Raw genomic sequence first — 13,294 nt, forward strand, 5'->3', positions numbered from 1 at the left:
TCCGGTTACTTCGTTTCGGCTTGCAGCGGCACGTGTGAGAGACCGCCCCACGCGAGGGTCACGGTGATTTCCACGGCTTCTTCCTTCGGGATCGGCCGCGCGGCCTCGAGCCAGTACCGCGCAGTGAACTGGCTGGCACCGACAAGACCGACCGCAAGGATGCGCGCGCGGTACGGATCGAGTCCGGAATCCTGACTCACCAGGTCGAACACGGCGTCGACGCAGGCTTCGGTGGCTTGTTCGACGCGTGTCTGGACCTGAGGTTCGCCCATGATGTCGGACTCGAACACCAGGCGGAAGCCCTGGGAGTCGTTGTCGACGAAGTCGAAGAACGCCTGGACCGCGGCGCGGACACGCTGTTTGTTGTCCGTCGTCGATCGCAGGGCCTGGCGTACACCCGAGATGAGGCTGTCGACGTAACTCTGCAGGACTGCGACGTACAGTTCGAGTTTGCCTGGGAAATGTTGGTACAGAACTGGCTTGCTGACACCGGCACATTCGGCGATCTCGTCCATGCCGGCCGAGTGGTACCCGTTCGCAACGAATACCTCACTTGCAGCTGCGAGGAGCTGGAGGCGGCGCGCATCGCGCGGGAGGCGGGTGCTGCGACGTGTTCCGGCAGGCTTGCCAGCCGTTGTACCGCGATCGGAGTCAGTCCGATCCGCGAGTTCTGTCATGTCGCTTCCAATCTGAGCAAAAGTAATTCGGTCGGCGCGCGGATCCGCGAGTCGCGTGTGCGTACCCGCCAGTATCCTCCGTCACACCGGTCGTAGCCGAATGAACGATACCGTGTGTCGCCCGGGCGAGTCGCGCGTGCCTCGGTGAGCGAGACCAGCGGTCTTTCTCGTTACAGGAAGGGCTGCCATGACACGCCAGGACCAGCAAGTTTCGGTCAGCCCGGGCGAGCGACTTGCCGTGTGTGAGATTCTGGACGACGTGACTGACCCAGGGGGACCGCGCATGCGTGGACGAACTACGCAGAACCCTGAACGTGAGGAACGTCGAATGCGTAGCGGAACTGGAGCGCCTCGCGACGAACGTCGGCCGGAGGTGCCGGATGATCGTGCCTACGGCGAACGCGACTATCGCGGCATTTCCTCCCATCAGCCTTTGCGCGCCCAATGGGATCCGACCAAACGAGAAGTGGGCCGAACCCCGCGTAATCCGCGACCGGACCGGGCAGCGCGAAAGCAGAGCAAGCTCGGGCGCTTCGTCTCGACCTACGGTTGGCGGGCCTACGCGATTCCGGTTCTCGTGGTGCTCACCATTCTTGTGATCGTCGATGCGGTGCGGCCGGACGCCACAGACTCCGCGAGCAAGACGTCGGCCACCGCCGACCTCGCGCACAGCACCGACGGAACCGATGTCATCGGTGCCCCACCGGCCGGAGACGGAACTTTTGCCTCGTCGATACCGTCCGGTGCCCTTCCCGACGGTGGTCCGTTCACCGTCGCGGGGGGTGGAACGTGGCACGTCGTACCAGGTACGACGGGCAAGGTCGGACAGGGAACCGAACGCGAGTTCACGTACACGGTCGAGATCGAGGACGGCGTCGACACGACCGGCTTCGGCGGAGACGAATCGTACGGACGCATGGTCGACCAGACACTGGCCAATCCGAAGAGTTGGACCAACGATCCCAAGGTCGCGTTCCGGCGCGTCGACGCCGGCGAGCCGGACTTCCGGATCTCCTTGACCTCACAGATGACGATCCGCGAAGGCTGTGGATACGAAATCGAACTCGAAGGATCCTGCTACAACCCGAGCATGGACCGAGTCCTGCTCAACGAACCGCGATGGGTGCGAGGCGCCATTTCGTTCCAGGGCGACATCGGCTCGTATCGGCAGTATCAGATCAATCACGAGGTCGGCCATGCCATCGGATACGCCGCTCATCAGCCGTGCGAGACCGAAGGCGGACTCGCACCGATCATGATGCAGCAGACCTTCGGAACCGCGAACAACGACATCGCTAGGCTTGATCCCGAGGGCGTCGTTCCGATGAACGGACTCACGTGCCGCTTCAATCCGTGGCCGTACCCCCGAGCGTGACCGGATCGAGAATCCCTGATCTCGTCTTGAACTAGGAGTGTTTCGCGGTGTCTGCAACACCCGTCGTATTGCCACCACTGGTGGAGCCGGCAGCCGAGTTGAGCCGGGAGGAAGTTGCCCGATACAGCCGGCACCTGATCATCCCGAACATAGGCATGACCGGTCAGAAGCGGCTCAAGAATGCACGAGTCCTGTTCATCGGCGCCGGTGGATTGGGTTCACCGGCACTGCTCTACCTCGCGGCCGCAGGAGTGGGCACCATCGGGATCGTCGAGTTCGACGAGGTCGACATGTCGAACCTGCAGCGTCAGGTGATTCACGGACGCTCCGACGTCGGACGCCCGAAGGCGCTCAGCGCGAAGGAGTCGATTCTCGAAATCAACGAGCACGTCGACGTCCGGTTGCACGAGTTCCGCCTGGACAACTCCAACGCGGTCGAACTGTTCTCCGAGTACGACCTGATCCTGGACGGTACGGACAACTTCGCGACGCGGTACCTCGTCAACGATGCTGCCGTCATCGCGGGAAAGCCGTACGTGTGGGGCTCGATCTACCGCTTCGAAGGGCAGGTCTCGGTCTTCTGGGAAGACGCCCCGGACGGCGCGGGACTGAACTATCGCGATCTTTACCCGGAGGCGCCGCCGCCAGGCATGGTCCCCTCGTGCGCCGAGGGTGGTGTGCTCGGAGTCCTGCCCGCGACCGTCGGTTCGATCATGGCGACCGAGGCGGTCAAGCTCATCACGGGGATCGGCGAACCGCTTCTCGGACGCCTGATGATCTACGACGCACTTGCGATGACGTTCCGGACGATCCGCCTTCAGCGTGATCCGACCCGCGTGCCGGTCACCGCCTTGATCGACTACGACGCGTTCTGCGGTGTCGTGTCCGAAGAGGCGAGTGCCGCTGCTGTCGGTTCGACGATCACGGCGCCCGAACTGGAGGCCATGATCGGCGAGGGACGGTCGATCGAGCTGGTCGACGTACGAGAACCGGTTGAATGGGACATCATGCATCTGCCGGGGGCCGTGCTGATCCCGAAGGACCGCATCCTGTCCGGTGAAGCTCTGGCGACGTTGCCGCAGAACAAGCAGATAGTGCTGTACTGCAAAACCGGCATTCGTTCCGCCGAGGCATTGGCATTTCTCAAGAACGCCGGTTTCTCCGACGCGGTCCACGTTCAAGGCGGCGCGATCGCCTGGGCGAACCAGGTGGATGCGAGTCTGCCGGTCTACTAGGCGCGCCTCGCGGGAGGCGGCGCCGCGCACCGGTAGCGTTGGGGTGTGAGCACAGGCCAACCTCCCCAGCACGTGTGCTCCACCTTCGGCCTCCGTGAAGTCGATCCCATCCCACTCGGTGCGGATTGGGACGGCGGGTGGCTGTGTGGAGACGTCGTCCTTTCAGCAGTCGCGGATCATGCCCGCGCAGCGTGGTCGGCGAAGGTGCGAGAGAACCTCGAAGTCGACGGCGTTCGGCTGGCTCGACCGGTGCGTTCGACCGACGGTCGTTACGTCGTCTCGGGCTGGCGTGCCGACACCTTCATCGTCGGATCGCCGGAACCACGTCACGACGAAGTGGTCTCGATGTCCTGCCGACTGCATGCGGCGACGGCCTCGCTCGAGCGCCCGCGCTTCCTTGCGCAACCGCCCGTGCCGCCGTGGGCCGAGGTCGACGTATTCGTCGCCGCTGATCGCGCGGCCTGGGAAACGGTTCCGCTGAGGATCGCGAAGGGCGTCGAGCAACTCGAGACGCCCACTCCTGACGGTCGCAAGAGTCTGGAACTGATCGCCGGGCTCGCTACTTTGCGTAAGCCGGTGCAGAGCCCGGACCAGCTCGTGCACGGCGATCTGTTCGGGACAGTGCTGTTCTCGGGCAGTATGGCGCCCGGAATCACCGACATCACGCCGTATTGGCGGCCGGCTGCGTGGGCCGCCGCCGTCGCTGTGGTCGACGCGATCTCGTGGGGCGGTGCCGACGAGGCACTGGTCGGCCGGTGGGAAGATCTCCCCGAGTGGCCGCAGATGCTTCTACGTGCGGTGATGTTCCGCTTGGCGGTTCATGTTCTGCATCCTCGCTCGACGGCGGACGCGTTCCCGGGGTTGGCCCGTACGTCCGACATCGTGCGCTTGCTGCTCTAGATCGGGGCGCCGGTACCGAAGTCCGAGACCAGGCCCTCGAACAACTCGCGTGCGGCGTTCGAGGCGGCCACGGTGTTCCCGTCGACGACAGCGTTGACGAGGTTCGCGTGCTGCGAGTGGAATCCCTCGCCGGTCGCGTCGATGTGTTGTTGGATCGTGGTCTCGATGACCGGGAGCAGGGAGTCGTAGAACTCCAGGTAGACCTCGTTGTGGCTGGCCGCGACGATTGCTCGGTGCAGGGCGACGTCCGCGGTGGTGGCGGCGTCGACGTCCTGACCCTCCCATGACGCGGTGCGAAGCTCGAGTAGCCGCGTCAGTTCGGCGATGTCGTCTTCGGTTCGCCGTGCGGCGGCCAGGGTGGCCGCGGTGATGTCGAGTGCGCGCCGTAGTTCGAGTACATCCCGCTGGTGGGCGCCGGCAAAGTAGTTGCCCAGAGTGCCACCGAGGTCGGAGACGGCAACGACGTAGGTGCCAGATCCTTGACGACGTTCCAGCATTCCGGCGTGAACGAGCGCCTGGACCGCCTCGCGCACGGTATTGCGACCGGTGCCGGTCAACTCCGACAGTTCCGGTTCGGTGGGGATTTTGGAACCGATCGGCCAGGTTCCGCTCCGGATCTCGTTGCGGAGTTGTTCGGTGACCTGCGAGATGAGACTTGCGCGTCGAACGGGTTGCACGTGGTTGTTTCCTCGGGTCCGGGTAAGTGGTGTGAATGTGACGTTAGATTACCGCGCTTGTGCGAGTTCGTCCGGTCATCCTATGATTTACCGGTGACTGCTCAACTGGAGAGAACCGAAACCCGCTCGTTGGTACAAGGCCGTGTGCTCGTCTTCGCAGCGATTGCGATGTCTGCGCTCGTACTTCGACTTGCGGTGACCTCGTTCTCGCCCTTGGCGGCCGAGATTCGCGACGAGATCGGCTTCTCCGCCTCGATCGTCGGTGTCTTCGGCATGGTTCCGACCGCAATGTTCGCCATCTTCGGTCTCATCACTCCCGCCATCGCGAAACGTATCGGGCTCGAGCGAACGGCCCTCGTTGCGATGCTCATGGCCGGCGTCGGAATGCTGTTGCGCGCCATGATGTCTCAGACATGGTCGTTGCTGGCCCTCTCGGCTCTGGCACTGGCAGGCATGGGAATCGGCAATGTCGTGATCCCACCGTTGGTCAAGCGGTACTTCTCGGATCGCCTCGCCACCATGAGTTCGGTCTACATCGTGGCCGTGCAGATCGGCACCATCGTTCCGGCGTTCGTCGCAGTCCCGGTTGCCGACGCCTTCGGGTGGCGGTTCTCGATCGGCTGGTGGTCCGCCTTCGGCTTCGCCGCAGCAGTGCCGTGGTTGATCACCCTCGCTCGCTCGCGCAAGGCTCGCGCGAACGAAGCCGGGTCCGTCGAGAATGCATCGGATTCGGTTGCGGCAGTGGCAGAACAGCCACGCGGTCAGGTCTGGCGTTCTCCCGTGGCCTGGGGGATGGCCGGCATGTTCGGCATGACCTCACTGATCACGTATTCGATGTTCACGTGGATTCCCTCGATCCTTCGTGACGCCGGAGCCAGTGACGCCTTCGGCGGAACGATGGTCGGAATGTTCTCGGTGATCGGGCTCGTCGCAGCTTTCGGTGCACCGACGCTGTGCGCCCGCATGGCCAATCCCTTCCCTGTCGTGATCGCGTGTGCCGTCTGCTACCTGGTCGGCATGGGCGGGTTGTACTTTGCCCCGATGGCGGCGCCGGTCGTGTGGGTTGTCGTCCTGGGCCTCGGTCCGAGCACGTTCCCGATGTCGCTCACGCTGATCAACCTGCGTACTCGTTCGCACATCGGTTCCTCGGCACTGTCCGGCTTCACCCAGGGCATCGGCTACTCCGTTGCCTGCCTCGGTCCGCTCCTGTTCGGCGTTTTCCACGACGTGTCCGGTGGATACGCTGCGCCGTTCGGCCTGCTCGTCGTCGCTGTGATCGTGGTGCTCCTGGGCGCCTACCAGGCATGCAAGCCTCGGATGCTCGAGGATTCCTGGCACGCACCTGCGAAAAACTAGCTCACACCCGGTCTTGTTACCGGGTGAGGATCAATTGACTTCGCGGTCATCGCACGCAGCACCGGCGCAATAACCATTTTCTACCTTTGGGTCTCCAACATATTCAGGAGGCCCTGGTGAGTCATTACATCGAGCATTGGGATGCAGAGGACGTCGACGCCTGGGAATCCGGCGGCAAGGACATCGCGAAGCGGAACCTGATCTGGTCAGTGGTAGCCGAACACGTCGGCTTCTCGATCTGGTCGATCTGGTCCGTGATGGTGTTGTTCATGCCGACGGATATCTACGGCATCGACGCGGCCGGAAAGTTCTTCCTCGTCGCAGTGCCCACACTTGTCGGGTCGGTCCTCCGCATTCCCTACACGGTTGCCACCGCACGGTTCGGCGGTCGTAACTGGACCGTCATGAGTGCGCTGTTCCTCTTCGTGCCAACACTTCTCACGCTCTACCTGATGATGAACCCGGGTGCGTCGTACACCACGTTCATGTTGGTAGCGGCCACTGCAGGTATCGGCGGCGGCAACTTCGCGTCGTCGATGACCAACATCAATGCCTTCTACCCGCAACGCCTCAAGGGGTGGGCGCTCGGTCTCAATGCCGGCGGCGGCAACATCGGTGTGCCGATGATTCAGCTGATCGGTCTGCTGGTGATCGCCACCGTCGGTAACCGCGCTCCGTGGATCGTCTGCGCCGTCTATCTCGTGTTCATTGCGGCCGCCGCCGTCGGTGCCGCGCTGTTCATGGACAACCTGGGCAACCAGAAGTCGGACCTGCGCTCGATGGCCAAGGCACTCAAGTTCTCCGAGTCGTGGGTGATCAGCTTCCTGTACATCGGTACGTTCGGTTCCTTCATCGGATTCAGCTTCGCCTTCGGTCAGGTTCTGCAGATCAACTTCCTCGCCGGCGGTGCCACTCCGGCCGCGGCCGCGCTGCATGCAGCACAGATCGCCTTCATCGGCCCTCTCCTCGGTTCGATCGCTCGCCCCCTCGGCGGCAAACTGGCCGACCGGATCGGCGGCGGCAAGATCACGATGTGGACGTTTGTCGCCATGGCATTCGCGGCATCGATACTCGTGACGGCCGGAACGATGGACGACAACACCGCCGGCGTCGCCAGCGCCGGAATCATGGTGACATTCGTTCTCGGATTCATCGCTCTGTTCCTGCTCTCCGGCATCGGAAACGGATCCGTTTACAAGATGATCCCGGCGATCTTCGAGGCGAAGGCTCAGAGCTTCGACCACATGGATCGAAGCGAGAAGGCGACGTGGTCGCGCAGTATCTCCGGCGCTCTCATCGGATTTGCCGGTGCGGTAGGCGGTTTGGGCGGCGTCGGCATCAACCTGGTGCTGCGCGCGTCGTACAGCAGCCCCGCGAAGTCGGCGACCATGGCCTTCTGGGTGTTCCTGGCCTTCTACATCGCCTGCATCGCAGTCACCTGGTTCGTCTTCCTGCGCAAGCCGTCGACGCTGACCACAGACGTCGACGAGGCGAAGGTCGCAGTCACGGCGTGAGCGGTCCGCAGAATCTCAGAACTATCTCGTACCTCAGGAAGTAGGCGTCATGAGCAAGTCGGTTGTTGTCATCGGACACGGAATGGTCGGACACCGATTCGTCGAGGCACTGCGTTCGCGCGACGAAGCGAACAACTGGTCGGTGACCGTACTCTGCGACGAGCAGTACGCAGCGTACGACCGAGTCGGGCTGTCCTCGTACGTCGGAGCGTGGGACCCCAAGGAACTGGCACTGGCCGGCAACGATTACGTCGGCGACAGCCTGGTCGACCTCCGTGTGGGGGAGGGCGCGCTCGCGATCGACAAAGATGCTCGCACGGTCACGACGACAACCGGCGAGACGATCTCCTACGACGCTCTGGTGATGGCGACCGGTTCGTATCCGTTCGTGCCTCCCGTACCGGGGCACGACGGCGACGGATGTTTTGTCTACCGCACCCTCGACGACCTCGACGGTATCCGGGCCGCCGCCGAGAAGGCTGGTCCTGGCGCTGTCGGCGTCGTGGTGGGCGGAGGTTTGCTTGGACTCGAGGCCGCAAATGCTCTCTCGCTCATGGGGATGACGGCACACGTCGTCGAGCACAATGCGCGATTGATGCCGATGCAGGTCGACGAGGGTGGCGGCGCACTGCTCGCTCGCCTCGTCACCGAACTCGGGCTCACTGTCCACACCGGTGTCGGGACGGCGGGAATTTCGCAGGCCGACAACGGAATCGTGGTCGAACTCTCCGACGGCTCCACCATCGATGCCGCGCTGCTCGTCTTCTCCGCCGGAGTACGTCCGCGTGATCAGCTGGCCCGCGACGCCGGGATCGCAGTGGGGGAGCGCGGTGGCATTCTGACCGACCTCGGCTGCGTGACTTCGGACGAGAACGTCTACGCAGTCGGCGAATGTGCTGCGGTGGAAGGCCGTTGCTACGGTCTGGTCGCTCCCGGTTACACGACGGCCGAGATCGTGGCCGATCGTCTGCTCGGCGGCGCTGCGGATTTCCCGGGCGCGGACATGTCCACCAAGCTCAAGCTCATGGGCGTCGACGTCGCCAGTTTCGGTGACGCGATGGCGACCTCACCGGGCGCCCTCGAAGTCGTCCTCAGCGACGCGTCCAAGGGGACGTACGCAAAGCTCGTGGTCTCCGACGACGCGAAGATCCTGCTCGGCGGCATTCTTGTCGGTGACGCATCGGCCTACGCGTCGCTGCGCCCGCTGGTCGGTCGCGAACTACCCGGTGACCCGGCGACATTGATCTCGCCTGCGGGGGAGAAGCCGGGTGCAGGCTCGCTGCCCGACGACGCCGAGGTGTGCTCGTGCAACGCCGTGACGAAGGGAGCCATCTGCGGTGCAATCGCAGCCGGCGCATGCGACATCGCTTCGGTGAAGGCGTGCACCAGCGCCGGAACCACCTGTGGCGGTTGCCTTCCCACCGTGAAGCAGCTGCTGGCCGATTCCGGCGTCGTGATGTCGAAGGCACTGTGCGAACATTTCGCGCAGTCGCGGGCCGAGTTGTTCCAGATCGTCCAGTCGACGCAGACCAGAACTTTCTCGGCGCTGATCGCCAAGTACGGCAAGGGCGCCGGTTGCGACATCTGCAAGCCCGTAGTCGCTTCGATTCTGGCCTCGACGGACTCCGATCACATCCTGCACCGCCAGCAGGCGTCGTTGCAGGACACCAACGATCACTTCCTCGCAAACATCCAGAAGAACGGTACGTACTCCGTGGTACCTCGGATGCCGGGCGGCGAGGTCACGGGTGAGCAGCTCATCGTCATCGGAGAAGTGGCGCGAGACTTCGGCTTGTACACGAAGGTGACCGGCGGTCAGCGCATCGACTTGTTCGGTGCCCGCGTCGAACAGTTGCCCGCGATCTGGAAGCGCCTCGTCGACGCCGGGATGGAATCGGGTCAGGCGTACGGCAAGTCCCTCCGGACGGTCAAGAGTTGCGTCGGTTCGAGTTGGTGCCGCTACGGTGTCCAGGATTCGGTGGGTATGGCCGTCGACCTCGAGAATCGCTACCGCGGTCTGCGTTCGCCGCACAAGATCAAGTTCGGCGTCTCGGGTTGCGCCCGTGAATGTGCCGAAGCGCGAGGCAAGGACGTCGGCGTCATCGCGACGGAGAACGGTTGGAATCTGTATGTGGGCGGTAACGGCGGACAGTCGCCCAAACACGCTCAGTTGCTTGCCGGAGGCCTCGACGACGCGACCTTGGTCAAGTACATCGACCGCTACCTCATGTTCTACATCCGTACTGCCGATCGCCTCCAGCGCACGGCGCCGTGGGTCGAATCACTCGAAGGCGGACTCGATCACCTCAAGGCCGTGATTTGTGAAGACAGCCTGGGTATCGGCGAGGAACTCGAGGCACTGATGGCCAAGCACGTCGAGGGTTACCAGGACGAATGGGCCGGTGTGCTGGGTGATCCGGAGAAATTGTCGAGGTTCGTCTCGTTCGTCAACGCACCGGAAGAAGCCGACCCGACGGTTGTGTTCGACGAGACCGGAGTGCGCAAGGTTCCGGTCCTGATGGGCATGCCGAGCATCCCCACGCGCCGGTAATAGTCGCGTAACCCGTGGGAAACACGGGATCCGTAGAAACGTAGACAAGAACCCGCGCGACGTTGTCGCCGGATCGACAGGAGGACTTCGATGAGTGTCATCGATGCGCAGATCGCCAAGCTGGATTCGGATCGACTCGAATGGACGTCGGCCTGCCCGCTGAGCCATCTGATCCCTGGACGCGGAGTTGCCGTGCTTCTTCGCGGCGGCGAGCAGGTGGCACTGTTCCTACTCGAGGACGGCACACTCCGGGCTGTCAGCAACTTCGATCCGTACGGCCGCGCCGCGGTGATGTCTCGCGGACTCGTCGGCGACCGGGACGGTGAACCGATCGTGGTCTCGCCACTGCTCAAGCAGGCGTTCTCGCTGGTCGACGGCCGGGCGCTGGACGACTCGTCGGTTGCGCTGCCGGTGTACGGCGTTCGCGTGTGGGCTGGAGTCGTTCAGGTACACAGCTTGCAGATGCAGGGTGTTCGCTCGACTGTCGCCGATGCAGTCTCGTGAGTGACGACATGCCGTTGGCTGGATTCACGGTAGGTATCACTGCTTCGCGCCGCGCCGAGGAGTTCGCGACCTTGCTGACTCGTCGGGGAGCGGATGTCGTTCACGCTCCGGCGATTCGAATCATTCCGTTGGCCGACGACCGTGAGCTCGAAAGGGTGACACAGCAGATCATCTCGGATCCTCCCGAGGTGGTTGTCGCCACCACCGGGATCGGATTCCGGGGTTGGCTGGAAGCAGCCGACGGATGGGGCGAAGCGGAAAATCTCGGATCCGCGTTGGGCTCGGCTCGTCTGCTCGCGCGCGGACCGAAGGCCAAGGGAGCAATCCGCGCGGCCGACCTTCGTGAGGAATGGTCACCGGCATCCGAGTCTTCCGCCGAGGTGCTCGAACATCTTCTGGCAGAAGGTGTCTCGGGAAAGCGGATCGCTGTACAACTGCATGGTGCGACCACCGAGTGGGAGCCGATTCCCGACTTCTGTCAGGTGTTGCGCGAGGCCGGCGCCGAGGTCATCGCGGTGCCCGTCTATCGATGGGAACCGCCGGAGGATCCGACGCTGCTCGACCGGATGATCGACGCCATAGCGTCAGCCGGAATCGACGCCGTCAGTTTCACCAGTGCACCGGCCGTAGCCTCGATGTTGATGCGAGCCGACAAGACCGGGGATCTCGGAGACATTCTCGACGCGATGCGGGGTCCGGTGGCGGCCATGTGCGTCGGCCCGGTCACCTCCGCGCCGCTCGAAGCGTTGAATGTACCGACCACGGCCCCGGCGCGGGCACGTCTGGGCGCGCTCGCGCGACACATCGTCGACGAACTCCCGCAGCGAGCCAACAAGATTCAAGCCGGCGAACACGAAATCAGCATTCGCGGCGGTTGCGTAGTCGTGGACGGTGAAGTGAAGCAATTGCCGCCGGCTGCGATGTCGTTGATCCGCACTCTCGGTGCGAGTCCCGGTCGAGTCGTCTCCCGCGACGAACTTCTGGCTTCTCTTCCCGGCGGCGGCGGCGACACCCACGCCGTCGAGACCGCCGTCGCCCGATTGCGCGCGTGCCTCGGTGCGCCCAAAGCCGTTCAGACGGTGGTCAAGCGGGGCTATCGACTTGCCCTCGACCCCGGCGACTACGTACAGAATCCCGGTGACTATGCAACGCGATGACGATGTACTCGTACTGGTAGCTCACGGCACGCGTAGTGCACGTGGCGTGGAAATGGTTGCCGCGCTTGCCGACGCCGTCGGCACGCGCGTCGGACGCACGCGCGTTGCCTTTGTCGATGTGCTCGGTCCGTCACCTTCGGAAGTCCTCCGGGACACTCCGGGGCGAGCGATTCTCGTACCGGCCTTCTTGGCGTCCGGCTACCACGTTCACACCGATGTTCGACGCGAAGTGGCGATCAGTGAGCACTCGGCTGTGAGTGTGACGCCGGCACTCGGACCCGATCCGGCGCTTGCACGCGTGTTGCTTCGGCGCTTGACCGAAGCGGGGTGGAATCCGGGTGACGCGACAGTGCTTGCTGCCGCCGGGTCGTCCGATGCGCGGGCGCTGCGAGACGTCGAGCGTGCTGCGCTGATGCTTGCCGAAGCGGCGGGGACTCGTGTCGACATCGGGTACATCGCGACCGGGGAGCCGAAGGTAGCCGATGTTGTTGCAGCAGCACGCGTTCGCGGCGCGAAGCGAGTTTTTGTCGCCTCGTACCTCCTCGCGCACGGGCTGTTCCACGAAAGGTTGCACGCTGCAGGAGCCGATGGTGTGACCGAACCGCTCGGCGTCGATCCGGGAGTGGTGGACCTTGTCGTGAATCGGTATGAGAGTGCGCGAAGGGAACTAGTATCGCTGCATGACGTCTCACTCCGTAACGCCGACGTATGCCGACCTGGTCGCAGCAGTTCGTGAATCCGACGTCAAGGCACAGGCTCTCATCGGTGCACTGACCGAAGCGCAGGCGCGGGAGCCCTCCGGGCTCCCCGGGTGGAGTCGGGGACACGTCGTGACGCACATGTCGCGCAACGCCGACGCGCTGGGCAGATTTGTTGCTGGCGTGCAGGGCGGCGAATCGGGGGAGATGTATCCAGGGGGGCCGGATGCGCGCAATGCTGCAATCGAAGAGGGCGCAGATCGCCCGGCTGAATTGTTGGCCCTCGACTACCGCTTCTCGGGAACGAGGCTGGTCGACGCGTTGTGCGAGATCCCGACAGATCGACTGGACACACCGGTGCCGTGGCGCAAACCTGTGACGGCATTCGATCTACCGATCCTGCGCTGGAACGAGATCGAGATTCACCTGATGGACCTCGACATCGGTTACACCTGCCACGACTGGCCTGCCGAGTTCGTGGAATTCACTCTCGCCAGTCAGTTGGGCGCACTGGAGACGGCGGTCCCGGGTGTACGAGTGCCGTCACTGTCCGACGCGGAGACCTTGGCCTGGTTGGTTGGGAGGCCGACGAGGGTGGGGCTGCCGACTCTCCCTGCCTGGCCGTTCTGAGATGCAGCCGTTCTGAGATG

The 13,294-nt window shown here is 63.8% G+C and carries 12 protein-coding genes; 10 read left to right on the plus strand and 2 right to left on the minus strand.

The features are described from left to right. Positions 1 to 5: 5 nt before the first annotated feature. On the minus strand, positions 6 to 677 hold the full coding sequence (locus RHP72_RS11070) for a TetR/AcrR family transcriptional regulator (RefSeq protein WP_003942309.1): 672 nt from the start codon (positions 675 to 677) through the stop codon (positions 6 to 8). 328 nt (positions 678 to 1,005) lie between these two features. Between RHP72_RS11070 and RHP72_RS11075 the strand changes: the two genes are divergently transcribed. The 3 genes from RHP72_RS11075 to RHP72_RS11085 are packed head-to-tail and all read left to right on the plus strand — an operon-like array spanning position 1,006 to position 4,187. Next, positions 1,006 to 2,052 (plus strand): DUF3152 domain-containing protein, encoded by a 1,047-nt coding sequence (locus RHP72_RS11075; RefSeq protein WP_007731223.1) that lies wholly within the window; start codon positions 1,006 to 1,008, stop codon positions 2,050 to 2,052. A gap of 47 nt (positions 2,053 to 2,099) precedes the next feature. Further along, positions 2,100 to 3,287: an adenylyltransferase/sulfurtransferase MoeZ gene (gene moeZ / locus RHP72_RS11080; protein WP_311094681.1), complete on the plus strand. Its 1,188-nt coding sequence runs from the start codon at positions 2,100 to 2,102 to the stop codon at positions 3,285 to 3,287. Between the two features lie 45 nt (positions 3,288 to 3,332). Continuing rightward, on the plus strand, positions 3,333 to 4,187 hold the full coding sequence (locus RHP72_RS11085; protein ID WP_007731227.1) for a TIGR02569 family protein: 855 nt from the start codon (positions 3,333 to 3,335) through the stop codon (positions 4,185 to 4,187). Here RHP72_RS11085 and RHP72_RS11090 read toward each other — a convergent pair. Continuing rightward, a complete protein-coding gene (locus tag RHP72_RS11090) occupies positions 4,184 to 4,864 on the minus strand; it encodes a FadR/GntR family transcriptional regulator (protein ID WP_003942319.1) in 681 nt (226 codons plus the stop codon). The two genes, RHP72_RS11085 and RHP72_RS11090, sit on opposite strands and share 4 nt — an antisense overlap. Before the next feature lie 93 nt (positions 4,865 to 4,957). On the opposite strand from RHP72_RS11090, the gene RHP72_RS11095 reads away from it, so the two are divergent. From RHP72_RS11095 to RHP72_RS11125, 7 genes are all read left to right on the plus strand, one after another. Then, a complete protein-coding gene (locus RHP72_RS11095; protein ID WP_065455522.1) occupies positions 4,958 to 6,220 on the plus strand; it encodes an MFS transporter in 1,263 nt (420 codons plus the stop codon). 113 nt (positions 6,221 to 6,333) lie between these two features. Then, the gene (locus RHP72_RS11100) at positions 6,334 to 7,734 is read left to right on the plus strand and encodes a nitrate/nitrite transporter (protein WP_085989607.1); all 1,401 of its coding nucleotides are present in this window, start codon (positions 6,334 to 6,336) and stop codon (positions 7,732 to 7,734) included. Positions 7,735 to 7,783: 49 nt separating this feature from the next. Then, the gene (nirB, locus tag RHP72_RS11105) at positions 7,784 to 10,285 is read left to right on the plus strand and encodes a nitrite reductase large subunit NirB (protein WP_003942314.1); all 2,502 of its coding nucleotides are present in this window, start codon (positions 7,784 to 7,786) and stop codon (positions 10,283 to 10,285) included. A 90-nt stretch (positions 10,286 to 10,375) separates the two neighbouring features. Further along, positions 10,376 to 10,789 (plus strand): nitrite reductase small subunit NirD, encoded by a 414-nt coding sequence (gene nirD, locus RHP72_RS11110; RefSeq protein ID WP_003942316.1) that lies wholly within the window; start codon positions 10,376 to 10,378, stop codon positions 10,787 to 10,789. Continuing rightward, positions 10,786 to 11,946, plus strand: a complete 1,161-nt coding sequence (locus RHP72_RS11115) for a uroporphyrinogen-III synthase (RefSeq protein ID WP_003942336.1) — start codon at positions 10,786 to 10,788, stop codon at positions 11,944 to 11,946. Before nirD ends, RHP72_RS11115 begins: the two co-directional genes overlap by 4 nt. After that, entirely contained in the window at positions 11,933 to 12,682 is a 750-nt protein-coding gene (locus tag RHP72_RS11120; protein WP_037130090.1) for a sirohydrochlorin chelatase, read from the plus strand. The genes RHP72_RS11115 and RHP72_RS11120 overlap by 14 nt, the downstream gene beginning before the upstream one ends. Continuing rightward, the gene (locus RHP72_RS11125) at positions 12,627 to 13,274 is read left to right on the plus strand and encodes a maleylpyruvate isomerase family mycothiol-dependent enzyme (RefSeq protein ID WP_218681203.1); all 648 of its coding nucleotides are present in this window, start codon (positions 12,627 to 12,629) and stop codon (positions 13,272 to 13,274) included. Before RHP72_RS11120 ends, RHP72_RS11125 begins: the two co-directional genes overlap by 56 nt. The last annotated feature ends 20 nt before the right edge of the window (positions 13,275 to 13,294 follow it).

The organism is Rhodococcus sp. SG20037 (genome assembly GCF_031763325.1).
GTDB classification, from domain to species: domain Bacteria; phylum Actinomycetota; class Actinomycetes; order Mycobacteriales; family Mycobacteriaceae; genus Rhodococcus_F; species Rhodococcus_F qingshengii.